The following is a 24,698-nucleotide window of genomic DNA, read 5'->3' as shown; positions in this document are numbered from 1 at the left end:
GGCCGCCGGTTTTGCGGCAAGAACACGCGCAAGATATAAGGGAGATAGTCTCATGCTCGGCCGGCTCAATCATGTCGCGATCGCGGTCAAGGATGCGGAAAAGGCCGCAAAAATCTATGGCGGCGCGTTCGGTGCTGAAATCTCGGGAGCGGTGCCGTTGCCGGAACACGGCGTGATCACGGTTTTCGTAACCCTGCCCAACACCAAGATCGAATTCATCCAGCCGCTCGGCGACGCTTCTCCGATCGCCAAATTCGTCGAGCGCAATGCCGACGGCGGCATCCACCACATCTGCTACGACGTGCCCGACATCATCGCCGCGCGCGACACCCTGATCAGGGAGGGCGCGCGCGTGCTCGGCGACGGCGTGCCCAAGATCGGCGCCCACGGCAAGCCGGTGTTGTTCTTCCATCCGAAGGATTTTTCCGGCGCGCTCGTCGAAATCGAACAGGCCTGACGCAAAATGGCTTATGCAATCTCCACCGCGTTTGCGATCTACTTCGTGATGTGGTGGATCGTGCTGTTCCTGACGCTGCCGTTCGGCGTGCGCAGCCAGCACGAGGACGGCGAGGGCGCTCCCGGCACCGATCCCGGCGCGCCGGTCCTGACCCGCATGGGCTCAAAGCTGATCTGGACCACGATCATCTCGGCGGTGATTTATGCCATCGCGATGTGGGCGTATTATCAGGGCTATCTGAATATCGAGCGGCTCTCGAAGCTGATGGGGATGCCGTTTTAGGCCGCATCTACTTTCTCGGCCGGCCGCGCTTTGCAAAAACCAGTCCGCGCGTGTCGGCCGTGCAACGAAGCTGGCTTGCCAGTTTGAGCGCGTCGTTGCGTTCCGGACCCGGCGGCATCAGGCGGGCAAGCTCCAGGGCGTCCGCTGCGAGGTTGTCCCAATCAAGTCGGCCGTGCGAGCATTGTTGTTCCTTGCTCATCGTTCGGAGCATTCCCTCTGTCTGGACTTGCGAAGTCCTTTGACAGCAAGACTCTGATCGGCGCGGTGTTATTCCCGGCTCCGATGGTGTGATGGCGCCGGCACCAGGCTGCGAACAGAGAACGGCACTGACGCGCAGCACAAATCGTCCGCCGATCCCTAGAGATCGCGGAGCCGTGGATGTCGACCGCTGATAGCGAGACTCCAGTCCCAGTCAAACAATTCCCGATACGAACAAATTTTTTGAAGATTTCATTTTGCGGGAGCGTGAGAGAGCTTCCAGCTGGCTGTTTTCATCCGTGCTGTGTTTGCGCGTCGCCGTTGCGCAAGAATTTTCGCGCGCATCGCGCGACGTCGGACCTTCCTTGTGGCCCGCCAGTAACAGGATTTCGTCCCTCCGCTTGTTAGGGACCGAACGCGCATGGGCGTTGATCGAATCGAATTTCACAACCGCGCGTCGAAGTCGAAAAACAACGATAGCAAATCGAAGGGGAAACAAATGAGGTTCAACAGGACACTGCTTGCGACCGCTGGCATCGCGGCAACCGCCTGGACTCCGGCGCAGGCCTATGAGGCCGGCGCGGCGGGCTGGGCGCAAAAGCCCGGCATTACGCTCGGCGGAGCGACCGCCGCCGTGCCGCCGCCCGGATTGTATATGATCGATCAGGTCTTCACCTATCAGGCGAACCTTGCGGGGCCCGGCAATAACGTCCTGAACCCTCGCGGCACGACAACCGGCGTTCCGTCGGCGGTTGAAGCGACCGCCTTTGTCTGGGTTCCCGGCTGGACCTTTCTCGGCGCAACTTACAACGCGGCCTGGGCGATCCCGGTCGGCATGTTCGCCGCCGGCAATCCGGTGAATGCCGAGGCGTCAGGCATGATCAACACCTTCATCGCGCCGGTGGAGTTGAGCTGGAAACTCGGCGACAGCGGCTTTCACGTCAAGACGGGTCTCGGAATGTACGTGCCTGACGGCACCGTCACCGGCGTGAACGGGCTTGGCAATCTCGGCAATGCGTGGTGGACCTTCATGCCCGAGTTCGTCGTCTCGTATCTGAAGGACGGCTGGAATCTCACCGCCAACGTCTATGACGAAATCAACACCAAGAGCACGGTCACCCAGTATCGCAGCGGTGACATCCTCCACGCCGAATTTACCGCGACCAAGACCATCGACAAATGGACGTTTGGGCCGGTGGCTTACTATGCGGGCCAGGTCAGCGACGACAAGTCCAGCGCATTTTACGGCGGAGCCATCAACGTCAACCGGTACAATATCTGGGCGGTCGGGGCGTCGCTCGGTTACAACTTTGGACCGGCGCAGCTGACCGTGTGGGCGCTGGATGAAGTTTCCGCAAACGCGTCGGGTGGTTCACCGCAGCTTCCCCCCGGACCGCTCATCACCAAAGGCTTCTCTGCCTTCGCGCAACTCTCGTACCGCCTCTGGGCCCCCGACGCGCCCGTCGCAGCACCGAAGTCGCCGCTGTATCACAAGTAGCCTGCGGCGGCGGACCGGCCAGCAGGATCGCTACAGCGCGGAACATCCACCGGTTGCACTGCAATCGGAGCGTTCGCTCCGGTTAAAAAAGCCGCCCCGGCCGGAGGCGGCTTTTGCATGTCAATCGGATTATTCGGCTTGCCTTGGGTCGGGTTGAAAAGGACAAATAGGCTCCTGGACGCCGATTGCGATTTTGCGCGCCGGATGTCGCGAGGCTTGGAGAGGTAAATGACGTTTCAGAGAACCATAGTCGGGCTGTTGGTCCTGGTCATCATCGGCCTCGCGGGGGCGTTCTACGCGAACTGGAGGACCCTGACGCAGCTGCGAACGGTAAAGGCCTTCGTCGAGGAGGTGGTGTTTGCCGACGCGGTGGCGGCCTGCGAAAAGGCGCCGAGTTCGACGCCGTTCAAATGGAATGGCGGCAAGCAGACCGCGGTGATCGGCTTGAACTCGGTCAAGCTCAACAAGGACACCATCATTGCAAGCTACACGCTGGTCGCCGACAGCGTCTATTGCGACTACGATCCAGTCAAGAAGAAGGCCGATATCGGATCGAACTTCCTCGAGCGGGAATCCTTTTAGGCTTCGCTCCGCTTGACGATACCTTCGATCTCGTCGAGCAGCTTTCGCCACGCCACATCAAACTCCGGTGACCACTCGGCGCCGACAACCTCGCGCAGCGTATCGGCGATCACGCTGAAGAACGCGATGAACAGTTCGCGCGGCGTGCCATAGGCGTCGTGCGACGACACCTCGCATTCGATCAGGCGAAAATGGCCGGTGCGTTCGCTTGCGAAATCCAGCATCGCCTCGATCGTCAGCGCCAGCATCGAACCCTTGACGAGCGCGCTGCCTTCGCTGCGAAACATGCCCGCGGCCTCGGGGTGCTTTTCGAACAGCCGGCGATAGACCAAAGGCGTCAGATCCTCGCAGCGCGCCGCGGCGAGTTCAAAACTGCGCGGAATCGGATTTTCTGGCGGCATCATCATCGCTCGGGACGATCTCGAAAAAAAAGAGCAGGGCGGGAAGCCCTGCTCAAAAATTGTGTCGACCCTGTTTTCCCCAAAATTCGGATTTGATCTTGATTGATGGGGTGACGCTGCTTGTGCGCGCCGGGCTCCTCCCGAGACTTGGACCACCAGACCTGAGCCTTGCGGCTGGCCTGAGGCAGCACTGGTAGACCATCTTTTTCGTCTTGTCACCATTTTCAGCAACGAATGTTCAAAATTCGAGCAAATTTCGAAATGATTGGGAACTCGCCACTGGTGGTTGCAGGTCGGCCGTCAAAATCCATGTTCGGGACAAGGGGATAGGGCAGGTCCCGCGAAGGCAGCAGGCGTGCCGGCCCAACACCGTCCGCGTGGCGGAATTTCATGGCGACCCGCAGCATAAGCCGGGAACGCAACCTCGACTCCGGACTCTCTTGGTGATTAGTTGGGCAGCGGATGGGTTTTATGATGCGCCGGCGGCTGAAGAAATTTCTTCCCATAGTCCTGATGGCTCTGATCGTGCAGATTTTTGCACCGATCGGCGCGACTTGGGGTGCCAGCATCGCGGCCTCGGACCCGTTGGCCGCTGCCGTGATCTGCCATGGCAATGCGCCGTCGATACCGGGCCAGTCGTCAGATCAAACCGGCGGGCACCGCGCCCACGACGGATGCTGTTCGGTTTGCAGCGTACTCCACACCGGCGCGCCAGTCGATGCGCCGCAGACCGCGACCGCGATCGCCGTGGATCGCGAGCCCGGCCGCGTGGATTGGGTCGCATTCACACCTGACCTTTTTGGTTCGCGCGCGGGGTCTCACGAGCAAGCCCGCGCCCCACCGCAGTTGACGTGATCTTGGCGGCCTTTGGCCGCTCGAATGCGTTCACGACTCAACATTTGCGGAGAATTCCATGTCTATCCGTCTTTGGCGCGCGGGCCTGCCAGGGCTTGCCATCGCGCTCGTTCCACTCACTCAAGGCGCCGCCCACGAAATCGTCGGCAATCGTTTCTTTCCGGCAACGCTCGGGATCGACGATCCCGGGGTCAACGACGAGCTTTCCATCCCCACCGTCGCCAATTTCCACACCGGCGATGATCCCTCGTTCAGGCAGCGCGATATTTCGGGGGAGTTTTCCAAGCGGATCACCGAGGCGTTTGCGGTGTCGTTTGGATCGGCCTTCTCCAGCTTTAAGCCGCCGGGCGGACCGACCGGGATGGGGGCAAGCGGATTCCAGAATTTCGAGACCACGTTCAAATACCGGGTCTTCAGGGATCCCGTCCATGAGTTCGTGATGTCGGTTGGCGTCAACATCGAATGGGGCGGCGCCGGCGCCGATAGCGTTGGCGCTGAGTCATTCAATCACTACACGCCCACGGTTTATTTCGGCAAAGGTTTTGGTGATCTTCCCGACACCCTGTCCTGGATTCGTCCGGTCGCGATCACCGGCCAGGTCGGCTACTCGATCCCGGCCAGAAATTTCACCACCACGTTCGGGATCGATCCGGATACCGGCGATCCGACCGTCGATACCGAATTTCACCCGCGCGTGTTGAACTGGGGTGGCACGATTCAATACAGCATGCCTTATCTGAAGTCCGCCGTGGTCGATCTCGGCCTGCCGGATTTCGTCAATCACCTGATCCCGCTGGTTGAGGCGACGTTGCAGACGCCGGTGTCGAACACCCTTACTTCCGGAACCATGACCACGGGCACCATCAATCCCGGGGTGATCTGGGTCGGAAATACCTTTCAGATCGCCGTCGAGGCGCTGATCCCGATCAACCGGCAAAGCGGCACCAATGTCGGGGTGATCGCGCAATTGCACCTCTACCTCGACGACATCGATCCGCGCGGCATCGGCAAGCCGATCTTCGGCGGGCCGGTTCAGCCCGCAAGCCCCTTTCCAAGGAATTGACCATGCGCCGCTCCTCTCTTGCCGCAATAATCCCGGTTCTGCTCTTGCTCGCGACCGGTGAAGCCACCGCACACGCTTTTCTCGATCACGCCGAGCCGCGCGTCGGCAACACCGTCGCCACGGCACCGCATCAGGTAACGCTGTGGTTTACCCAAAAACTGGAGGCTGCGTTCAGCACCATCACCGTGACCAACGCCGCCGGTGAGCGGGTCGACACCGGCAAAGCCCGCGTCAGCGGCAATCAGATGTCGATATCGTTACGCCCAGGCGGTGCCGGAACGTATCATGTCACTTGGCACGTTCTTTCCGTGGACACGCATACGACGGACGGTAATTTCACCTTCCAGGTCGGCAAGTAAGGCCGCGGGCAAACCGATGGACTGGTTAGGTGCGGATATCGACGGTCCGCTGGTTGTCATTCGCGCACTGCATTTTGCCGCCACGGCGATGACGACGGGAATCCTGATTTTCCGCGTCGTGGTGGCGGATGCCGCCTTTGGTCCGTCAATGCTGGCCGGCACGCTGGTTCAGGCCCGAACCCTTCGCCTGGCCGCGATCTGTCTCGCGCTGTCGGTGGTGTCAGGCGTGGTCTGGCTGCTGCTCGAGGCCGCCTCCATGAGTGGTCTTGCGCTGCCGGAGGCCATGACCTCGGAGGTCCTGTCGACCGTGGTGAACCAGACGCAATTCGGACGGGTCTTCGTAATCCGCTTCGCGCTGGCGGTCATATTGGCGGGCTGTCTGGGAGTTGACCGGTTTCCGCCGGCCCGCGGGCTCGCGCTCGCAATCTCGCTCGGCCTGATTGCGGCCATCGCGTGGACCGGGCATGCCGGATCGACGCCGGGTGAGATGGGAATCCTGCATCTGGCCGCCGACACGCTGCATCTTTTTGCCGCGGCGATCTGGACCGGAGGCCTCGTATCGCTGGTGCTGCTGTTGTCGGCGAGCCGGCGTGACCGGAGTTCAGCGGGCGCGTCATTTGCATGGCAGGCGACGACGCGCTTCTCGACGATGGGCATCGCCGCTGTCGCGGTGATCCTTGTCACCGGCATCGTCAACACATGGATTTTGGTCGGCTCCTGGCACGCGCTGATCGCGACCGGCTACGGGCAGCTCCTGATGCTGAAGATCGCGCTGTTCATCGTCATGCTGTTGTTTGCCGCGGCAAATCGATTTTGGTTGACGCCGCGGCTGGCGTTGCCGTCATCGACCAAGACGCAACGCGATGCGCTTGGCGGCCTTACGCGCAACAGCGTAATCGAGTTCGTACTGGCGTTGGTGATTTTTGCCATCGTCGGAATACTGGGTACGTTGCATCCGGCGATCCACGGTATGTAGCGATCTGTTACGTTTCCGGCGGCTCGACAAGCGCCAGGGCGAGTGGTACGAGACCTGAGACGTCTTGGGGAAAATCATGCGACGGCGGCTGGAAATATTCATTCCAATCGTACTGCTCTCGATCCTGGTGCAATTGATTGCGCCGATCGCAGCCTTTCGCGTGGTCGCGAATGCAGTCTCCGACCCGCTCTATATGGCGTCGATCTGTTCCAGAATGGCCTCGTCGCAGGATGCTTCTCAGACAGCTCCCGCCAAGACCCAGCATGATAATGCAAATTGCTGTGCGTTTTGTGGGGCCGGCCACGGCGGCACGGTTGCCGTCGGTCCGCCCGTGCTCGTTTTTGTAACCCTGCAGCGCCAGTACCAGCTTGTTGCATGGCTGGAGGCCGCAAATCCGATGCCGACCGTTCGGGTTGGCTCGAACACGCAGGCGCGCGCGCCACCGACCATTTCCTGACCTCACGAACACCCGAGCGATCGGTGCGGCCGCGGCCGTGCCGGTTGGTGCAGTCGAGTCAACCCGGCCACAGCGCCGGTGTCAGGATTACCCCATGTGTCGTCGTCGTGCCCTAGGCAGCGCGAGCCTGCTTGTGCTTTGCAGCGCGCTTTCCGCCATTCCTTCCAACACCAGCGCGCAGACGGCAGACCGGACATTGCCGACGGTGACAGTGGACGCTCCCCGGGAAATTCGTGCCAGACCGGCGGCGTCGAAGCCCAGAACTCGCTCGTCATCGGTGCGACGGCAAACAACGCCAACCGCGACACCGGTGACGACCGCCGCGTCGCAGAACGAGAACGTTACCGCAAGCGCAGCCCGCGAAACGCTCGGCCGGGCGCCCGCCGGGCAGACATCGACGACGGTCGATCGAAGCCGGTTCGACAACCGGCCTTCATTTTCAGTCGGCGACGTCTTGAGCGATAGCCCCGGCATATCGGTGAAGCAGGGCAACGGACCGCGCGATATCGGCATTTCGATCCGCGGTTCAAACGCCCGCAACGGCTTTGGCATTCGCAACCTGGTGATCTTCGAGGACGGTTTCCCCGTGACCCAGCCTGACGGACTTTCCCGGAGCGATCTGATCGATCCCCGTGCCTATGGCGCGATCGACGTCATCAGGGGGCCGTCATCGGCGCTCTATGGCAATTACGCGACCGGCGGCGCGCTCAATTTTCGCACCCGTCCTGGCGGCAGCATCGACGGCGTGGAATACGGCGTCGATGGCGGCAGTTTTGGCTACCTCAGCAACTATCTGGCGGCCGGCAAGAAGGTCGGCAATTTCGTTGGCTCGCTGTTTGCTAGCGATGTACGTGGCGACGGTTTTATCCAGAACAGCTGGTTCAATACCCAGACGGTGAACTTCCTGGGTACCTTGCAGGCGACCCCCGACGACCGCTTAACCGTCAAGTTCATCAACAATGACCTGAGCACGCGCCTACCGGTGCGATTGTCGCTGAACCAATACTATCAAAATCCGTTTCAGGTGGGATGCGATGCGGCGGGGGTTGCCGGGTGTGGATCACAACCCCTGTTCAACAACGGCTTCAATGGTCCGAAGAGTTCGGTTACCGCGGTGCAGGCGGGCTTTGGACGGGATGACCGCCGCACCATCGTCGGCGGCCGCTGGGAACATGATTTCGACAACACGACAACCTGGCGAACTCAGTTCGTTTTCGACGATCGCGATATCAATCAGCCAACGGGGTCGACCAGCGCGATCGGCGACTTTCCCTCCTACAACTACATGACCGACGTCACCAAGCGCGGCGAAATCTTCGGCATGGATTCCACGACATTCGTCGGTGGTTGGTACAATACGCTGGTGGCCTCAAGCGATACCCGCAACGTGATGCCGGGCGGCAATGCAACATTGGGACTGCTTCAGGCCAATACGTTTAGCGACACGTCTGACTACGGGGGTCGGGCGAGAGAGGAGCTAAAGCTCAACCCAAACCTGACGGCGGTTGCCGGGATCGGATGGGAAACCACGCGCTTGAAGGGAATTAATACGGTCTACCAGTACAATACATTCAATGTTCCGATAGCCACGATCCCTCCGCCAACGACCGCCGACCTGCAATTTCAAAATACCGCTCCCGAACTGGCCTTGCTCTACAAGGTCAACAGCGAGTGGCTGTTCCGCGCCCGAGCCGCCACAGGTTACGGAACCCCGCAGGTCACAAACCTGTTTGTTCTCCCGAGCGGTGCGTTCGGCAATAATACCCAGCTGCAAACGCAGAAGAACCTCGGTTACGACCTCGGCTTCGACTGGACGCCGAACAATGCGCTCAAACTAAGTATGACCGGCTTCTACGAGTTTTTCCGCAACGAACTGGTCACTCAGGCAACCCAAGTCGGAGCACCGAACTTGAGCTACACGTTCAATGCGCCGCGATCGGAACATCGCGGGGTGGAGCTGGCAGCCGACTGGAAGTTCTACCCCGGCTGGCGATTTACAGCGGCTTATACCTATCTCGATGAGGTCTACACCGAATACACGGAGAACATCATCAACGGTGCGGTCTTCAGCTTTAACCGGGCGGGAAACAAAATCCCCGGCATCGCGCCGAACGAGCTGACGACCCGGCTCGGCTATGACGAAATGTCAGGACGGTTTGCAGGCCTCGGAGCGTTCGTCGAGGTTCAGTGGAAGGACTCGTTCTACATGGACAACGCCAATTTGTTGAAGGCGCCGGGCTATGAACTGGTCAACCTCAATGTGCACTACAAGACAGACCTTGGGTCCGACTACTTCAGGGCGTTGAGCCTGTATCTTGAGGTTCGAAACGTGTTCGACCGGACCTAGCTTCGGCCAACAACGTCGGAAATACGGTCAATAGTGCGGGGATTCAGAATCCTGCGAGCGTGCTTGCGACAACGCAGACTGGTTCGATCTATGCCGGGTCTCCTCGTGCTTTCGTTGCGGGCATGAAGGTGGCATTCAGATGATCGATTGGGTCTACAGAGGAAGTAAAGCCATGCTTCGAACAGGCATGCTCGGAACGATCGCCTTCGCGCTTTCGCTGACGGCTGCGCCCGCGCAAATGAACCATCAGCACGCATCCGAAGCGGCATGCGATGAGACCGTCTTGCGTTGCGCATCGAAGGTCACGCCGACCTTTGCTCCCGATGGAACGCTGTGGCTAGCCTGGATGGCCGGAGGCCAGATATCGGTCGCAAGCTCGAAGGACGGCGGCCACAGCTTTTCGACACCGGTCCAGGTGACCAAGGAGCATCTCAATCTCGATTGGGGCCCCGACGCCCGTCCCAAGATTGTCGTCGATCGCAAGGGCGGCATAGCCTTGGCGTTCTCGGTCTTCAGGGACAAGGCCTTCAACGGCCAGGTGCTCACCACGCGGTCCACGGACGGAGGGAAGAGTTTCGATGAGTTGCGTCCGATCACGTCCAACAATGAGAGCCAGCGCTTCGAAGCGCTTGGCCTCGATGCGGATGGAACGGTGTTTGCCGCCTGGCGGGGCTCGACAAGCGCAACCGCGTTCCAGCCCAGCAGAACGGCCAGAAGTACGATGGCGCCGGGCTGTTCTTTGCGTCGTCGAAAGATGGCGGTGCGACCTATTCCGAAGCGCGGTTGGCGGCGGATAACACCTGCGAGTGCTGCCGGCTCGGTCTGGCGTTCGCCGCGCCCGGCCACCCCGTCGTCGTGTTCAGGAACATCTTCGACGGCGGCGTTCGGGATCACGCCATCGTAACGTTCGCCGATCCGGCGACGCCGGGCGAGGTTCGGCGCGTCAGCAAGGATGATTGGCAGATCGCCGCATGCCCTCACCATGGGCCCAGTCTGGCGATCTCGGCCACCGGGACCTATCACGTGACCTGGTACACCAATGGCAAGGCGCGGAAGGGGCTTTTCTATGCCCGGTCGCAGGACGAAGGCCGGACCTTTTCCGATCCGATTCCGGTCGGGAGGGCTGATCGCAATCCCACGCGGCCATATATCCTGGCGGGCCCGCGCGGCATGACGATGGTCTGGAAGGAGTTCGATGGCGAGAAAACCACGGTCAATCTGATGACCTCCCGTGATGACGGCCAAAGCTGGTCAAAGCCGACCGCGGTCGCCGCTACGACGGACACTTCCGATCACCCGCTGCTGGTCAGCGATGGACAAAACACCTTCCTTTCCTGGATGACAAAGGCCGACGGGTATCGCATTCAGCCGATCGGAGACGGATCATGAGCCGCCATCTGCTTGCCGGAGTTTTCCTGGTCGGGCTTCTGCTGTCCGCTACGGCTTCGGAAGCGCCGCAGCAACTGAAGCCTTTCGTACGCGGGAGCTGGCAGGACGTCCTGCGTTCGCACGCGGGCCGGCCGACGCTTGTGCATTTTTGGGGCGTGACCTGCGGTCCCTGCAAGGTCGAGCTGCCGCTGCTCGGGAAATTCATGACGGATCATGCCGGGGTCGACGTGGTGACGATCAGTGCCGATCTCGTTCCGGATCTGCCCGGCGCCACCCGCTCGATGCTGGAGAAGGCCGGGCTCTGGCCGGCGGAAAACTGGATCTTCAGCGATGGCTTCGTCGAACGCCTGCGATTCGAGATCGACCCGGCCTGGCAGGGTGATATCCCTCGTACCATCCTGATCTCGCGCGATGGAACCAGCACGACGATTGAAGGTTCGGCCGAAATGAAGGACCTCGAAAACTGGTCGGATCAGCAACTGGCCGTGAAGAGATGACCGACGAATAGTCCCGCGCTGACGTGTCATAGCGACCCTCGCTTCCGCCCGCGCTATGTTCCACAACTCGAAAGATATCATATGAATCGTCTTCTGTTATTCATCGCCGCAAATCTGCTCCTTGCTTCCTTCTCCGGCTCTGCAGGCGCCGAAGAAATCAAGGCCGGCGATCTCGTCATCTCGCAAGCCTGGAGCCGCGCGACACCGAGCGGGGCGAAAGTCGCCGGCGGCTACCTCACCATCGAAAACAAGGGCTCCGCACCCGATCGCCTCATCGGTGGCGCAGGGGACATCGCCGGCAAGGTCGAGGTCCACGAGATGGCCGTGAAAGACGGCGTGATGACGATGCGTCCACTCGACAACGGCCTGACGATCGAGCCCGGCAAGACCGTCAAGCTTGCGCCGGGCGGCTATCATCTGATGATGTTCGACCTGAAGGGTCAGCTGAAACAAGGCGACAAGGTACCGATTACGCTTGAATTTGAAAAAGCCGGCAAGGTGACGCTGTCGCTCGATGTGCAGGGCGTCGGCGCGCCGGCGCCCGCGGGCGCCGATGGGGCAGGCGGTCACATGGAGATGAAGAATATGCCGGATCATCCCGGCATGAAGATGCGATGACGATGGCGCACCGACGGTCTCGTGGTTCGCTATTGTCGCGGCTCGCGTTAGGCATCCTCTGCCTTGGTTGGCTGTCCGGTACAGCACGACCGGCAGCCGCCGCGGGCGATGACGATTTCTTCACACATATTCACACAGAGAAGGCGATGGCCAATGTCACGGTTTCGCCGGGACGCGCCGGGCCGGTGGACATCACGATCCAGCTTGAGACGATGGAAGAGAAGCCGCTGACGGCCAAGGCCGTGTCGGTGACGCTTTCCGATGCGAAAGCCGGAAAGCGGCTGCAGGCGGTTCAGGCCGAACATAGCTTTGACGACAGCTGGCACGTGAGAATTCCCAATCTGGCGGCCGGGCGCTGGATGCTCGGCCTTGGCATTTCGATCGCCGATAGCGACACGTTCAGCGTGGAATCGCCGATCCTGATCAAATGAACGCATGCGCCATCAAGGCGCGGATTCCGGCACGGAATCGCGCCCTAGGATGGATTTTGCCCCGCCACGATCTTTGGGCCGAAATGGCCGGAAATCCGCATTCCCAGCGGCTTTTCACACGCCCCGGCCTTGTGTTTTCGTACCCGATCCGGTTTCACTGCACCCCTCTCGTGTCCCCGCTGATTCCCTTGAGTTTGACCCATGCGATTGTCGCGTTTTTTCCTGCCGATCCTGAAAGAGAATCCGAAAGAGGCGGAGATCGTCTCGCATCGGCTGATGCTGCGCGCGGGCATGATGCGGCAGGAGGCGGCTGGCATCTATGCCTGGCTGCCGCTGGGTTTTCGGGTGCTGAAGAAGATCGAGCAGATCGTCCGCGAGGAGCAGGACCGCGCCGGCGCCTTGGAGCTGTTAATGCCGACGCTGCAGCTCGCCGATCTCTGGCGCGAAAGCGGCCGCTACGACGCCTACGGGCCGGAGATGCTGCGCATCAGCGATCGCCACAAGCGCGAATTGCTGTACGGGCCGACCAATGAGGAAATGATCACCGAGATTTTTCGCGCCTACGTCAAATCCTACAAGAGTCTGCCGCTCAATCTCTACCACATCCAGTGGAAGTTCCGCGACGAGCAGCGTCCGCGCTTCGGCGTGATGCGCGGCCGCGAATTCCTGATGAAGGACGCCTATTCCTTCGACATCGACGAGGCGGCCGCACGCCGTTCCTACAACAGGATGTTCGTCGCTTATCTGCGCACCTTTGCGCGGATGGGGCTGAAGGCGATCCCGATGCGCGCGGAAACCGGGCCCATCGGCGGCGATCTCAGCCACGAATTCATCGTGCTCGCCGAAACCGGCGAGTCCGGCGTCTATTGCGACAGCGACGTGCTCAATCTGCCGATCCCCGGCGACGATGTCGATTACGACGGCGATCTCACCGGCATCATCAAGCAATGGACCTCGGTCTATGCCGCGACCGAAGACGTCCATGATGCCGCGCGCTTCGAACGCGAAGTGCCCGCCGACAAGAAGGTGCATACCCGCGGCATCGAGGTCGGCCAGATCTTCTATTTCGGCACCAAATATTCGGACGCCATGAAGGCGCTGGTGGCCGGCCCCGACGGCGCCGACGTGCCGATCCATGGCGGCTCCTACGGCGTCGGCGTGTCGCGCCTGGTCGGCGCGATCATCGAGGCTTGCCATGACGATGCCGGCATCAAATGGCCGGAGGCGGTCGCACCGTTCAAGGCCGTGATCCTGAACCTGAAGCAGGGCGACGCGGCCGTCGATGCGGCTTGCGAAAAGCTGTATGGAGAATTGCAGGCCAAGGGCGTCGATGTGCTCTATGACGACACCGACCAGCGCGCCGGCGCGAAATTCGCGGCCGCCGACCTGATCGGTATCCCCTGGCAGATACTGGTCGGCCCCAAGGGCCTCGCCGAGGGCAAGCTCGAGATCAAGCGGCGCAGCGACGGATCGCGCGAGAATCTCAGCCCGGCCGAAGTGGTCGCGCGGATAGCAGGATAAAGATTATCCACCGGACACGTTGAAGTCAGGCATTCCGGCCACATTTGGCCCGAATCATGGGATTATCGAAAGATGGATGAAACCATGAACGAGACAGTCCGAACCCCGCCTTTTGCGCCATTCGAGTGGCTGTTGTCCGGACGCTATTTGCGGGCACGTCGCAAGGAAGGTTTCATTTCCGTCATCGCCGGCTTTTCCTTTCTCGGCATCATGCTCGGCGTCGCCACGCTGATCATCGTGATGGCCGTCATGAATGGCTTCCGCAAGGAGCTCTTGGACAAGATCCTCGGCCTCAACGGGCATTTGCTGGTGCAGCCGCTGGAATCGCCGCTGACCGACTGGAAGGACGTCGCCGAGCGCATCAGCCAGGTCTCCGGTATCCGGCTTGCCGCGCCCGTGGTGGATGGCCAGGCGCTGGCGTCCTCGGCCTTCAATGCATCCGGCGTGCTGGTCCGCGGCATGCGCGCCGACGATCTCAACAATCTCACCTCGATCGCCTCGAACATCAAACAGGGCACGCTCGAGGGATTCGACGAGGGGCAGGGCGTCGCAATCGGCCGCCGGCTCGCCGATCAATTGTCGCTGCATGCCGGCGACAGCATCACGCTGGTCGCGCCGCGCGGCGCGGTCACGCCGATGGGCACGACGCCCCGTATCAAGCCCTACAAGATCACGGCCGTGTTCGAGATCGGCATGTCGGAGTACGATGCCGGCTTCGTGTTCATGCCGCTGGCGGAGTCGCAGGCCTATTTCAACCGCAAGGACGACGTCACCGCGATCGAGGTGTTCACCGCCGATCCCGACAAGATCGACACCTACCGCAAGACGGTGACGGAGGCCGCCGGGCGGCCGGTGTTCCTGGTCGACTGGCGGCAGCGCAACTCGACCTTCTTCAATGCGCTGCAGGTCGAGCGCAACGTGATGTTCCTGATCCTGACCATGATCGTGCTGGTCGCGGCACTGAACATCGTCTCCGGCCTGATCATGCTGGTGAAGGACAAGGGCCAGGACATCGCGATCCTGCGCACCATGGGCGCCTCGCAGGGCTCGATCATGCGGATTTTCCTGATCACGGGAGCCGCGATCGGCGTGGTCGGGACCTTCGTCGGCTTCCTGGTCGGGATGTTGATCTGCCTGAACATCGAATCGATCCGGCAATTTCTGTCCTGGGCCACCAACACGCCCTTGTTCGACCCCACGCTGTATTTTCTGTCGCGCCTGCCGGCCGAGATCGATTTTGGCGAGACCTCGGCGGTCGTGATCATGGCGCTGACGCTGTCTTTCCTGGCGACGCTGTATCCAGCCTGGCGCGCCGCGCGCCTCGATCCTGTCGACGCGCTGCGGTACGAGTGAGGACGAGATGGCCGAGGGGGCAGAAGATGTACCGGTTATTTATCTTCACGAGATAAAACGCCAGTACAGGCAAGGCGAGGCGACGCTGACCATTCTCAACGGCGCCAAGCTGGCGCTGTGGGCGGGGCAATCGGTGGCGCTGGTGGCGCCGTCGGGTTCGGGCAAATCGACGTTGCTGCATATCGCCGGCCTGCTCGAAGGCCCCGACGACGGCGAGGTCTATGTGGCGGGGACACCGACCTCGCAATTGTCGGATACCGAACGCACGCTGATTCGCCGTACCGACATCGGCTTCGTCTATCAGTCGCACCGGCTGCTGCCGGAATTCACCGCGCTCGAAAACGTCATGCTGCCGCAAATGATCCGCGGCCTCAGGCGCGCCGAGACCATCAAGCGCTCCACTGAAATCCTGTCCTATCTCGGCTTGAGCGATCGCATCACCCACCGGCCGGCCGAATTGTCCGGCGGCGAACAGCAGCGCGTCGCGATCGCGCGCGCAGTGGCCAACGCGCCGCGCGCGCTATTGGCGGACGAGCCGACCGGAAATCTCGATCCGCACACCGCCGATCACGTATTCAATGCGTTGATGCAGCTGGTGAAGGCGACGCGGGTCGCGATGCTGATCGCGACCCACAATATGGAACTCGCCGGCCGGATGGACCGCCGGGTGTCGCTGGTCGACGGCCAGGTCGTCGAGCTGGAATAAAGCGTTTTCAAGCGAAAGCCTGCCCCGGACTTGAACCGGGGTGGATACCGGTTCGCATAAAGAATACGCGTCAAAACGAGAATCAATAAGCGCGATGCCGCCGGCGCGCGGGATCCACCGCACTTGCAAAATAGGGATTAAGCAGGCACTCCGCGCCACGGCCGGCCGCCGTGCCTTTGCATTGCGCGATGGTCGAGTAACGGCATTCGAAATAGGTCGGGTCGCCAAACACCCGCATGCAAACCGGATAGCTCGGGTCGTAGGTTTGGGCCTGCGCCGGTTGGGCGATCGACACCGCGCCAACTGCCAACATCGCCAAAGTCAGAACGCGCATCAATACCTCCTGCGGGGCATCCGACCGCGATCGGCCGGCATTTCGGCCTTGGCAATGAAATAGGAGGTTTCGGGGCGCGTGGCTACCCGTGCCGAAGCACGCGCCTGGCGCGGTCTGTGTCGTTGGCCGATGTCCAGGCCGTCGAGCCGGCGTCGTGCGTTTCCAGGCGAAAAGCTGCCGCGACTTGATCCGGAGTGGTTGCTGGTTCGCGCTTGGAAAATGCGTCAAACCAAGAATCCAAAGCACCGTTCTGATTCAATATTCTTGCAGGACCGGTGCTCCGGCGCTCAATAAGCGCGGTGCCGCCGGTAGCGCGCCGGGACTTCCGCGTTCGCGACATAGGGGTTGAGCACGCATTGTGCTGAACGGCCCGATGCGGTTATGGCGCACTGCTCCATCGACGTATAGCGGCATTCGTAATAGGTGGCCGGTCCGTACACGTGCAGGCAGACCGGATAGCCCGGTGCATAGGTTTGGGCCGCTGCCGGGCCAGCGGCTGCGGTCGCCAGAATGACCAAAGCCGATGCGCGCATCAGTACCTCCTGCGGGACATGCGGCCGCGGTCGGCCGTCATTTCCGCCTTGCCGCTGAAATTCGGGTTTTCCTCACAGGTGGCCGTCCGCCCTGAAGCGCTCGCCTGGCACTGCTGGTAACTTGTGAAACTGCAATCGCCGAGACCCGAGCCGAAGTCGCAACCCCTGATGCAGTAGGGGTAATCGCGCGCCGATGCCGGCATCGCAACCGTTGCAGACGCGGCACAGCCCACCATCAGCGCCAGTAATGCCGTTCGCATGACGTCCTCCGTGTCCGACTTTGACGGTAATCGTCAACCGTCAACAGACAACCCATGCGAGGGCTGCGTCAAATCACGTTCGCGCGCTGAACGCTCGGGATCGTGCAAATGGTCGGCCTCGCCGTCGCCGATCCTCGATGCGCCGTACCCGGTTCAGTACCTGGGGTAGCCCGGATAGGCCGGCGGCAAGCGGCGGCCGCGGCCGGCATAGGGCGGCGCGTCGCCGTCGCCGACATAATAGGGATTGGCGATGCACCACAGGCGGCGCCCGGAAGCCGAGGCCTGACACTGCTCATAGCTCGTGAAGGTGCAATTGCTCAGGCCGGGATGGTCGTCGCCCTGGATGCAGAACGGGTATCGCGTGCCGACCGCTTCGGCGGGCATCGCGCCGAGTGCTATGAGACCGCCGGCCGCCAGCAACGCCAGAATCACTCTACGCATTTTCGAATCTCCCCAACGCCCGAATTTCCCCAACCTGACGGCTGTTTTTCGGCATCATCGAACTTCTATTATTCCGATCCAAGCCGTACGCGCCTTCTCGTCAAACACATTCTCGCGCGCAAACGATGGTGCGCGATTGAAATGTGAATTTTTTGCGGCAAGCGTCATCACAATGTTCCGAAAAGTGCCTGTAACGCAACATTAACTTACGTTTTCGCCGAAGTCGTTTAGCGCCGCCTGTTGCATCGAAGTTACAGCATTTCAAACGAACGCTGCTATGAGGTTGCAACGGCCTTGGGGGCTGTACAAAAATCGGAACGGGATAAAAAAGATGAAGAAGGTTTTGCTTGTTACGGCCAGTCTGATCGCGCTCGGCGCGGCTGCGCCGGCAGTGGCTGCTGATCTTGCTGCGCGTCCTTACACCAAGGCGCCCGCGATGATCGCCGCTGTGTACGACTGGAGCGGTTTCTACGTCGGCGCCAACGGTGGTTGGGGTTCGAGCCACAACAGCTGGGATTCCGTGCCGCCGTTTTTGGTCGGCGGTGAAGGCAGCCATGACGCAACTGGCGGCGTCGCCGGTGGTCAGGTCGGTTATCGCTGGCAGTCCGGCACCTGGGTGTTCGGCGTTGAAGCGCAGGGTGACTGGGCTGACCTGAAGGGCTCGAACACGAGCCTGCTGTTCCCCGGTTTCGTCAACACCTCGAAGATCGACGCGTTCGGTCTGTTCACGGGTCAGGTCGGCTATGCCGCCAACAACGTGCTGTTCTACCTCAAGGGTGGTGCTGCGGTGACCGCGGATCGTTACCGCATCAACACCACTGGCGGCGCTCTCTCCGCCACCACCAGCGACGACACCCGCTGGGGTGGCGTGGTCGGCGTCGGCCTCGAATACGGCTTCGCCCCGAACTGGTCGGCCGCGATCGAGTACGATCACCTGTTCATGCAGGATCGCACCTACACCTTCACCACGCCGGCTGGCGCGCTCTTCGGTGCCGATCGCATCCGTCAGGACGTCGATCTCGTCACCGTCCGCGTGAACTACAAGTTCGGCGGCCCGATCATCGCGAAGTACTGATCTCGCGATCATCGACAAGATCAAAGCCCCGGGCATTGCCCGGGGCTTTTTTCGTTGGAGCGGGCAGTTGGGACAGCGGAGACTGGGACTGGCGCGGGTAATTGCGCCCGACCGAAGATTTCGCGCAGGAATTAACTCGCGATCAGGCTCAATTTGATTGTGACGGATATCCGCACTGGAAAACGGACGGTCGGCGGGGCATATTTGCGGGATGGCAAGCGGCATTTGGACCACCGAACATTTCACCTGCCCCGGTTGCGGGATGGATTACGACGCGACAAGAGAGCAGCATTCTGACAAGCATTCCGGCAGTTTCAAATGCGGGATTTGCCAGGCCGAGGTCCATGCCTGGTCCGGCCTTTATGATTTCTTCGATTGGAAGGCCAAGCCGGTGAAGTCGCCGGTCTTTGGGAAAAAGAAGTGACCGATTCCCAAACGCCCACGGGAAGTTGCGCGCCTTGCTTTGATCAGCAGCGGGAACCCTCGTTCCCCTCTCGCCGCCACAGCGGCCCGGGGGAGGGGCAAACCGATTCGCGTCAGGGCTAAAAAGGTCTCTTCTAAAGCCGGCCAACGACCCCCCCTTGGGTAGTGGGTCAGTTTGATTGTGGCAGGATGGCTGGCTTGAACCGGGCCGCCATCGGCGCATATTCGAGGGATGATCGAGCAGCGACCAACCTTCATGGCGCGGAAAATTCCCGGAACTGGCTGGGGGATCGATATTCTATGGCCCGATGGCGAAACCGAAGTAATCAAGGGCTTTATTACGGAACATGACGCGGGCAAGTGGATTGCCGAGCACTCCAAGGCGTGGCCGGGAAATACGAGTGACAACTCACCTCCAACGTCCGAGGGACCCCAACCAACTCGCTAGGTCGATCAATTCATCGTGCTGCAGTACGCTATCGGCAAGGGCCACTTGGTCAGCGTCGCGTGGCGCGGCGGGGAATGGATGGCGTCTTCGGGTTTGCGAACGAGAACGATGCGCTGGAAGTCGCAGGCTTGGCTGTTGGAAAGGCGCTGATCTTAATTTGGATTTCGAATTACGCCGGGAGTGCGCTGAAGCGATTTGCGCATAGCCTTGGCTGCATCGTTAATGATGGCTTCCACTTCGGAATCCCAGAAGCTTTTTTCAAAGCCTCTCCCGTCCAGAAAATCTTATCAATGACCTTTCGGACTGGGTCTGTAAGGGAAAGAATGCCAGCAGCCTGAGTGGCAATACCCCGCCAGAATCGTCGCATCGCTCCCCCCAAATAGGTGGGCGACCTTAGCTGCCAGTCCTCGCCAAAGGCGAGTCCCGTTAACCAAGCGATTTATTTCGTGGTCACTTTCTCAAACAGACCCACGACCGTCCCTTGACTCCGGAGAACAAAAAAGGAACATTGTTCTTCATATGTTCTAGTCCAGGGAGGCGGGGATGTTGAAGACTTTCATGGAAGAAGCGGCGGCGCTGGCGTCGATCACGCTGTTCGTCGGGATGATCGCGGTCTGGGCGCAGCTGATTCCGCAGTTCTGAGCGAGGCGGACAGGGACCGGGCGAAGCCATGCGGCTTCGGCCGGGGCCGCTTGGTACGCCTTGGGTGTGTGTCCCTGGGGAAAAGCCGGATGGCGAAGGCTCATTCGCCGTCGCGCGTGGACTCCGGTCGCGTCAGGCATCACCATGGCGGGCGAGTCGGGCCTGGAGGCTTGGGTTTCCTTTGGGTTTCCTTTGCGTGTCCGTTGGCCTGACGATCGCAGCCATCCCTGACCCAGAAGCGCTCGAGCAGCCATGTCCAGTGCCGGATTCGTTCATCTCCACGTTCATTCGGCCTATTCGCTGCTGAAGGGCTCGATCAAGATCCAGAAGCTCGGCGAACTCGCCAAGGCGGACCGCCAGCCGGCGCTGGCGCTGACCGACACCGACAACATGTTCGGGGCGCTGGAATTCTCCGACAAGATGGCGGGCTACGGCATCCAGCCGATCATCGGCTGCGAGCTCGCGATCGACTTTGGCGACCAGGATCCCAATGCGCGCAATGCGCTGGCTTCGGCACCTTCTCGAATCGTATTGCTGGCGGCGCGCGAGCGCGGCTATCGCAGCCTGATGCGGCTGAACTCGCGGGCGTTCCTGGAGACGCCTGTCCATCAGTCCCCGCACATCAAGTTCGAGTGGCTGGAGGGCGATGCCGAGGATTTGATCGCGCTCACCGGCGGCCCCGATGGGCCGATCTCGCTGGCGATCCATGGCGATCATGCAGCCCTTGCCGCGACGCGCTGCGACCGGCTGGCGAGCCTGTTCGGCGATCGCCTCTATGTCGAGTTGCAACGTCACGGCATCGAGAAGGAGCGCCGCGCCGAGGCCGGCCTGATCGATCTGGCCTACGCCAAGGGACTGCCGCTGGTCGCGACCAACGAGCCGTACTTTGCCGCCAACGATGATTACGAAGCCCATGACGCGCTGTTGTGTATCGCCGGCGGCCGCTTGATCGCCGAGACCGATCGCGATCAGCTCACGCCCGATCACCGCTTCAAGACGCGGGCCGAAATGGCGGTATTGTTCGCCGACATTCCGGAGGCGCTGGCATCGACGGTGGAGATCGCGGAGCGCTGTTCGTTCCGGCCGAAGACGCGCAAGCCGATCCTGCCGCGCTTCACGGTCGGCGCCGGCAGCAATGCAGCCGACGCCGAGGCCGAGGAGGCCGCCGAGCTGCGGCGCCAGGCCGAGGCGGGTCTTATCCATAGGCTGAAGGTGCACGGCCTCGCGCCGGGCATGACCGAGGAAACCTATCACGCGCGGCTGGCGTTCGAACTCGATGTCATCACCCGCATGAACTATGCGGGCTACTTCCTGATCGTGGCCGATTTCATCCAGCACGCAAAATCCGAGGGCATTCCGGTCGGGCCGGGTCGCGGCTCCGGCGCGGGATCGCTGGTCGCCTATGCACTGACCATCACCGACCTCGATCCGATCCGCTTCGGCCTGCTGTTCGAGCGCTTCCTCAATCCCGAACGCGTCTCGATGCCCGACTTCGACATCGACTTCTGTCAGGACCGCCGCGGCGAGGTGATCGACTACGTGCAGCAGCGCTACGGCCGCGATCAGGTGGCGCAGATCATCACTTTCGGTACGCTGCAGGCGCGCGGCGTGCTGCGCGACGTCGGCCGCGTGCTGCAGATGCCCTATGGGCAGGTCGACAAGCTGACAAAACTGGTGCCGCAGAATCCCGCAGCGCCGGTGACGCTGGCCGCGGCGATCGCCAGCGAACCCAAGCTGCAGGCGTTTCGCGACGAGGACGCAGTGGTGGCCCGCGCCTTCGACATCGCCCAGCGTCTCGAAGGCCTGACCCGGCACGCTTCCACCCACGCCGCCGGTATCGTGATCGGCGACCGTCCCTTGAGCGAACTGGTGCCGCTCTATCGCGATCCCAAATCCGACATGCCGGTGACTCAGTTCAACATGAAATGGGTCGAGCCCGCGGGGCTGGTGAAATTCGACTTCCTCGGCCTGAAGACGCTCACCGTGCTCGACGTCGCGGTCAAGCTGCTCAAGCAGCGCAACATCGAAATCGACCTCGCTACTTTGCCGCTCGACGATGCCCCAAGCTACCAGATGCTGGCCAAGGGCGATGTGGTCGGCGTGTTCCAGGTGGAAAGCCAGGGCATGCGCCGCGCGCTGGTCGACATGCGGCCCGACCGCTTCGAGGACATCATCGCGCTGGTGGCGCTGTATCGTCCGGGCCCGATGGCGAACATTCCGACCTATTGCGCGCGCAAGCATGGCGACGAGGAGCCGGAATATCTGCACCCGCTGCTCGAGCCGATCCTGAAGGAGACGTTCGGCGTCATCATCTATCAGGAACAGGTGATGCAGATCGCCCAGGTGATGGCCGGCTACTCGCTCGGCGACGCCGATTTGCTGCGCCGCGCGATGGGCAAGAAGATCCGCTCCGAGATGGAAAAGCAGCGCGCGATCTTCGTGGCCGGCTCGGTCAAGAACGGCGTGCCGAAAGGGCAGGCGGACACCATCTTCGAATTGCTCGCCAAATTCGCCGACTACGGCTTCAACAAGAGCCATGCGGCGGCCTATGCGCTGGTGTCGTATCACACCGCCTATATGAAGGCGCATTATCCGGTCGAGTTCCTGGCCGCGTCGATGACGCTCGAACTCAACAACACAGACAAGCTGTCGGAGTTTCGCGCCGAGGCGCAGCGGCTCGGGATCAAGGTCGAGGCGCCCAATATCAACCGTTCGGGGGCGACCTTCGAAGTCAGCGACAACACGATCTATTACGCGCTGGCCGCGCTGAAGGGCGTCGGCCCGCAGGCCGTTGAGCTGATCGTGGCGACGCGGAAAGAGGGCGCCTTCACGTCGCTGGCCGATTTCGCCGCGCGCGCCAATCCGCGTGCGATCAACAAGCGCGTCATCGAAAGCCTGGCCGCGGCTGGCGCCTTCGACACGCTCGATTCGAACCGCGCGCGGGTATTTGGGGGCGCAGAGGCGATCCTGGCGGCGTGCCAGCGCAGCCATGAGGCCGCGACGCTCGGGCAGAACGATATGTTCGGCGGCGCCTCCGACGCACCGACCATCATGCTGCCGCAGGTCGAGCCTTGGTTGCCGGCCGAGCGGCTGCGGCGCGAATACGACGCCATCGGCTTCTTCCTGTCCGGCCATCCCCTGGATGATTACGCCACCGTCTTGAAACGGTTGCGGGTGCAGTCGTGGGCGGAATTTTCGCGCGCGGTCAAAACCGGCGCGACCGCCGGCAAGGTTGCCGCGACCGTGGTGTCGCGGATGGAACGGCGCACCAAGACCGGCAACAAGATGGGCATCATGGGCCTGTCGGACCCGACCGGTCATTTCGAAGCCGTGTTGTTCTCCGAAGGCCTCGCGCAATATCGCGACGTACTGGAGCCGGGAGCCGCCGTGCTGCTGCAGCTCGGCGCCGAGCTGCAGGGCGAGGACGTGCGGGCGAGGGTGCTGCACGCCGAACCGCTCGACGCCGCCGCGGCCAAAACCCAAAAGGGGCTGCGCATCTTCGTGCGCGATACCAAACCGCTGGATTCCATTGCAAAGCGGCTGAACATGCCGGAACCCGCAGCGCCCGGCGGCCCGGCCCGCGCCCCGCAGGTCAAACCCGCGCCAGCCCCGGCGGACGGGGCCAATGGCGACGTCTCGCTCGTCATCATGCTCGACCTTGAAACCGAGGTCGAAATGAAACTCCCGGGCCGCTTCAAGGTTTCGCCGCAGATCGCCGGCGCGATCAAGGCGGTGTCGGGCGTGGTGGACGTGCAGACGCTGTGAGGTAGCGGGGTCTCCGGCGTCTCCTGCCTTGCGGGTTGTCATTCCAGATTTTTAATCTTGGCGCACGGTTGCGTGCGATGCCGTTTGTAAAACCTATCCATGGCCCGCTTTGCCGGTGCGGCATGAATGTCCGGCTGTTGCAACCACGCCGTGTTTCTTGTTACTTGCCTGCTCGGGGATCGAATGGGGCGTGGGGGCGTGATGTATTGGCGTGGCGTAGCGTTGTTGATCGTTGCCGCATTGTTGTCCGGCTGCGAGACCGAAAGAAACGGGCTGGACTACTCCGCGATGGTGCAGAAGATCGGTCCGCCGCGAGCAGGACAGTCGCGCATCGTCGTGCTTCGCGAGAAGGGCTATGCTGGGATCACTGACCCAGGCTGGGATGTCAGACTCGACGGTGGGCCGATGGCCGAACTCAAGACGGGGACCTATGTGTATGTCGACCGCGCGTCGGGTCAGCACCAGCTCTCGGCCACCGCTGCGTTGTTTCCCGGGGTGAGTCAGCGCGACATTTCCACACAATCCGGCCGTACCTATTTCTTCCTTGCAAGGCCGAGCGACAGAGCCAAGGTCCTCGGCGGGATGTCGGCTGCGGGTGGTGTCGCCGGCCTGCTCGTTGGCGCCGCGGTTACCTCCGGCAACAGCAATCCCGGGCCGCTCGATTTCTTTCCTTTGGAGGAAGACGCCGCGCGAGCAACGATTGCCGAGCTTCGACTGGTGCAATAGCGTTTGTTGGGGCGCCTGAAGTGAGAGGCTCCGCTAACCACAACGGTCCGCCCTGTTTTCA

The 24,698-nt window shown here is 61.6% G+C and carries 28 protein-coding genes and 2 pseudogenes; 22 read left to right on the top strand and 8 right to left on the bottom strand.

Going from position 1 to position 24,698, the window contains the following annotated elements:
• Positions 1-52: 52 nt before the first annotated feature.
• A complete protein-coding gene (gene mce, locus V1289_RS47830; RefSeq protein WP_334406723.1) occupies positions 53-457 on the top strand; it encodes a methylmalonyl-CoA epimerase in 405 nt (134 codons plus the stop codon).
• Between the two features lie 6 nt (positions 458-463).
• Positions 464-739, top strand: coding sequence for a DUF1467 family protein (locus tag V1289_RS47825; RefSeq protein ID WP_309177269.1), 276 nt, complete (start codon positions 464-466; stop codon positions 737-739).
• A 7-nt stretch (positions 740-746) separates the two neighbouring features.
• On the opposite strand, the gene V1289_RS47820 is transcribed toward V1289_RS47825, so the two are convergent.
• A complete protein-coding gene (locus tag V1289_RS47820; protein WP_334406721.1) occupies positions 747-938 on the bottom strand; it encodes a hypothetical protein in 192 nt (63 codons plus the stop codon).
• Positions 939-1,151: 213 nt separating this feature from the next.
• Positions 1,152-1,385: a hypothetical protein gene (locus tag V1289_RS47815; RefSeq protein ID WP_334406719.1), complete on the bottom strand. Its 234-nt coding sequence runs from the start codon at positions 1,383-1,385 to the stop codon at positions 1,152-1,154.
• 51 nt (positions 1,386-1,436) lie between these two features.
• Between V1289_RS47815 and V1289_RS47810 the strand changes: the two genes are divergently transcribed.
• On the top strand, positions 1,437-2,435 hold the full coding sequence (locus tag V1289_RS47810; protein ID WP_334406717.1) for a SphA family protein: 999 nt from the start codon (positions 1,437-1,439) through the stop codon (positions 2,433-2,435).
• Positions 2,436-2,663: 228 nt separating this feature from the next.
• Positions 2,664-3,017, top strand: coding sequence for a hypothetical protein (locus V1289_RS47805; protein WP_334406715.1), 354 nt, complete (start codon positions 2,664-2,666; stop codon positions 3,015-3,017).
• Here V1289_RS47805 and V1289_RS47800 read toward each other — a convergent pair.
• Entirely contained in the window at positions 3,014-3,421 is a 408-nt protein-coding gene (locus V1289_RS47800) for a globin (protein WP_334406713.1), read from the bottom strand. The two genes, V1289_RS47805 and V1289_RS47800, sit on opposite strands and share 4 nt — an antisense overlap.
• Before the next feature lie 468 nt (positions 3,422-3,889).
• Here V1289_RS47800 and V1289_RS47795 point away from each other — a divergent pair, with 468 nt between their 5' ends.
• From V1289_RS47795 to V1289_RS47775, 5 genes are all read left to right on the top strand, one after another.
• Positions 3,890-4,273: a DUF2946 family protein gene (locus V1289_RS47795; RefSeq protein ID WP_334406711.1), complete on the top strand. Its 384-nt coding sequence runs from the start codon at positions 3,890-3,892 to the stop codon at positions 4,271-4,273.
• Positions 4,274-4,331: 58 nt separating this feature from the next.
• The gene (locus V1289_RS47790; protein WP_334406709.1) at positions 4,332-5,336 is read left to right on the top strand and encodes a hypothetical protein; all 1,005 of its coding nucleotides are present in this window, start codon (positions 4,332-4,334) and stop codon (positions 5,334-5,336) included.
• A gap of 2 nt (positions 5,337-5,338) precedes the next feature.
• Positions 5,339-5,695 carry a copper resistance CopC family protein gene (locus V1289_RS47785; RefSeq protein WP_334406707.1) on the top strand — a complete coding sequence of 119 codons (357 nt, stop codon included), beginning with the start codon at positions 5,339-5,341 and terminating at the stop codon, positions 5,693-5,695.
• A gap of 16 nt (positions 5,696-5,711) precedes the next feature.
• Positions 5,712-6,671 (top strand): copper homeostasis membrane protein CopD, encoded by a 960-nt coding sequence (gene copD / locus V1289_RS47780; RefSeq protein ID WP_334406705.1) that lies wholly within the window; start codon positions 5,712-5,714, stop codon positions 6,669-6,671.
• A 76-nt stretch (positions 6,672-6,747) separates the two neighbouring features.
• The gene (locus V1289_RS47775; RefSeq protein WP_334406703.1) at positions 6,748-7,128 is read left to right on the top strand and encodes a DUF2946 domain-containing protein; all 381 of its coding nucleotides are present in this window, start codon (positions 6,748-6,750) and stop codon (positions 7,126-7,128) included.
• An 87-nt stretch (positions 7,129-7,215) separates the two neighbouring features.
• Here the strand turns inward: V1289_RS47775 and V1289_RS47770 are convergent, their stop codons facing one another.
• The gene (locus tag V1289_RS47770) at positions 7,216-7,554 is read right to left on the bottom strand and encodes a hypothetical protein (RefSeq protein WP_334408043.1); all 339 of its coding nucleotides are present in this window, start codon (positions 7,552-7,554) and stop codon (positions 7,216-7,218) included.
• Here V1289_RS47770 and V1289_RS47765 point away from each other — a divergent pair.
• The 8 genes and pseudogenes from V1289_RS47765 to V1289_RS47730 all read left to right on the top strand — a co-directional run bounded on the left by V1289_RS47765 (position 7,439) and on the right by V1289_RS47730 (position 15,990).
• Positions 7,439-9,618: pseudogene (locus tag V1289_RS47765) on the top strand (TonB-dependent receptor family protein). The gene V1289_RS47770 and the pseudogene V1289_RS47765 overlap by 116 nt on opposite strands.
• A 29-nt stretch (positions 9,619-9,647) precedes the next feature.
• A pseudogene (locus V1289_RS47760) lies at positions 9,648-10,864 on the top strand (sialidase family protein).
• The gene (locus V1289_RS47755) at positions 10,861-11,361 is read left to right on the top strand and encodes a TlpA family protein disulfide reductase (RefSeq protein WP_334406701.1); all 501 of its coding nucleotides are present in this window, start codon (positions 10,861-10,863) and stop codon (positions 11,359-11,361) included. Before V1289_RS47760 ends, V1289_RS47755 begins: the two are co-directional and overlap by 4 nt.
• Positions 11,362-11,442: 81 nt before the next feature.
• A complete protein-coding gene (locus tag V1289_RS47750) occupies positions 11,443-11,979 on the top strand; it encodes a copper chaperone PCu(A)C (protein WP_334406699.1) in 537 nt (178 codons plus the stop codon).
• Positions 11,980-12,125: 146 nt separating this feature from the next.
• Positions 12,126-12,410, top strand: coding sequence for a hypothetical protein (locus V1289_RS47745; protein ID WP_334406697.1), 285 nt, complete (start codon positions 12,126-12,128; stop codon positions 12,408-12,410).
• A gap of 201 nt (positions 12,411-12,611) precedes the next feature.
• Complete coding sequence (gene proS / locus V1289_RS47740) at positions 12,612-13,931, top strand: proline--tRNA ligase (RefSeq protein WP_309177261.1); 1,320 nt, start codon at positions 12,612-12,614, stop codon at positions 13,929-13,931.
• 72 nt (positions 13,932-14,003) lie between these two features.
• Positions 14,004-15,284 carry a lipoprotein-releasing ABC transporter permease subunit gene (locus tag V1289_RS47735; RefSeq protein WP_074276514.1) on the top strand — a complete coding sequence of 427 codons (1,281 nt, stop codon included), beginning with the start codon at positions 14,004-14,006 and terminating at the stop codon, positions 15,282-15,284.
• A gap of 7 nt (positions 15,285-15,291) precedes the next feature.
• Complete coding sequence (locus tag V1289_RS47730) at positions 15,292-15,990, top strand: ABC transporter ATP-binding protein (RefSeq protein WP_309177259.1); 699 nt, start codon at positions 15,292-15,294, stop codon at positions 15,988-15,990.
• 82 nt (positions 15,991-16,072) lie between these two features.
• Here the strand turns inward: V1289_RS47730 and V1289_RS47725 are convergent, their stop codons facing one another.
• The 4 genes from V1289_RS47725 to V1289_RS47710 form a co-directional block, all read right to left on the bottom strand.
• Entirely contained in the window at positions 16,073-16,324 is a 252-nt protein-coding gene (locus tag V1289_RS47725; protein ID WP_334406694.1) for a DUF3551 domain-containing protein, read from the bottom strand.
• A 287-nt stretch (positions 16,325-16,611) separates the two neighbouring features.
• Entirely contained in the window at positions 16,612-16,857 is a 246-nt protein-coding gene (locus V1289_RS47720; RefSeq protein ID WP_334406692.1) for a DUF3551 domain-containing protein, read from the bottom strand.
• On the bottom strand, positions 16,857-17,117 hold the full coding sequence (locus V1289_RS47715; protein ID WP_334406690.1) for a DUF3551 domain-containing protein: 261 nt from the start codon (positions 17,115-17,117) through the stop codon (positions 16,857-16,859). The genes V1289_RS47720 and V1289_RS47715 overlap by 1 nt, the downstream gene beginning before the upstream one ends.
• Positions 17,118-17,270: 153 nt before the next feature.
• Entirely contained in the window at positions 17,271-17,558 is a 288-nt protein-coding gene (locus tag V1289_RS47710; RefSeq protein ID WP_334406688.1) for a DUF3551 domain-containing protein, read from the bottom strand.
• A gap of 331 nt (positions 17,559-17,889) precedes the next feature.
• Here V1289_RS47710 and V1289_RS47705 point away from each other — a divergent pair, with 331 nt between their 5' ends.
• The 5 genes from V1289_RS47705 (at position 17,890) to V1289_RS47685 (ending at position 24,637) form a co-directional block, all read left to right on the top strand.
• On the top strand, positions 17,890-18,633 hold the full coding sequence (locus V1289_RS47705) for an outer membrane protein (RefSeq protein WP_334406686.1): 744 nt from the start codon (positions 17,890-17,892) through the stop codon (positions 18,631-18,633).
• 211 nt (positions 18,634-18,844) lie between these two features.
• Entirely contained in the window at positions 18,845-19,057 is a 213-nt protein-coding gene (locus V1289_RS47700) for a hypothetical protein (RefSeq protein ID WP_074276520.1), read from the top strand.
• Positions 19,058-19,578: 521 nt separating this feature from the next.
• Positions 19,579-19,842, top strand: a complete 264-nt coding sequence (locus V1289_RS47695) for a hypothetical protein (RefSeq protein WP_334406683.1) — start codon at positions 19,579-19,581, stop codon at positions 19,840-19,842.
• A 556-nt stretch (positions 19,843-20,398) separates the two neighbouring features.
• The gene (gene dnaE / locus V1289_RS47690; protein ID WP_334406680.1) at positions 20,399-23,911 is read left to right on the top strand and encodes a DNA polymerase III subunit alpha; all 3,513 of its coding nucleotides are present in this window, start codon (positions 20,399-20,401) and stop codon (positions 23,909-23,911) included.
• Between the two features lie 201 nt (positions 23,912-24,112).
• Positions 24,113-24,637: a DUF2846 domain-containing protein gene (locus V1289_RS47685; protein ID WP_334407954.1), complete on the top strand. Its 525-nt coding sequence runs from the start codon at positions 24,113-24,115 to the stop codon at positions 24,635-24,637.
• The last annotated feature ends 61 nt before the right edge of the window (positions 24,638-24,698 follow it).

Origin of the sequence: Bradyrhizobium sp. AZCC 2289, assembly GCF_036924615.1 — a bacterium.
Lineage (GTDB): Bacteria > Pseudomonadota > Alphaproteobacteria > Rhizobiales > Xanthobacteraceae > Bradyrhizobium.
Note: the sequence above shows the minus strand (reverse complement) of the source record. Positions and strands in the feature narration are given on the sequence as shown.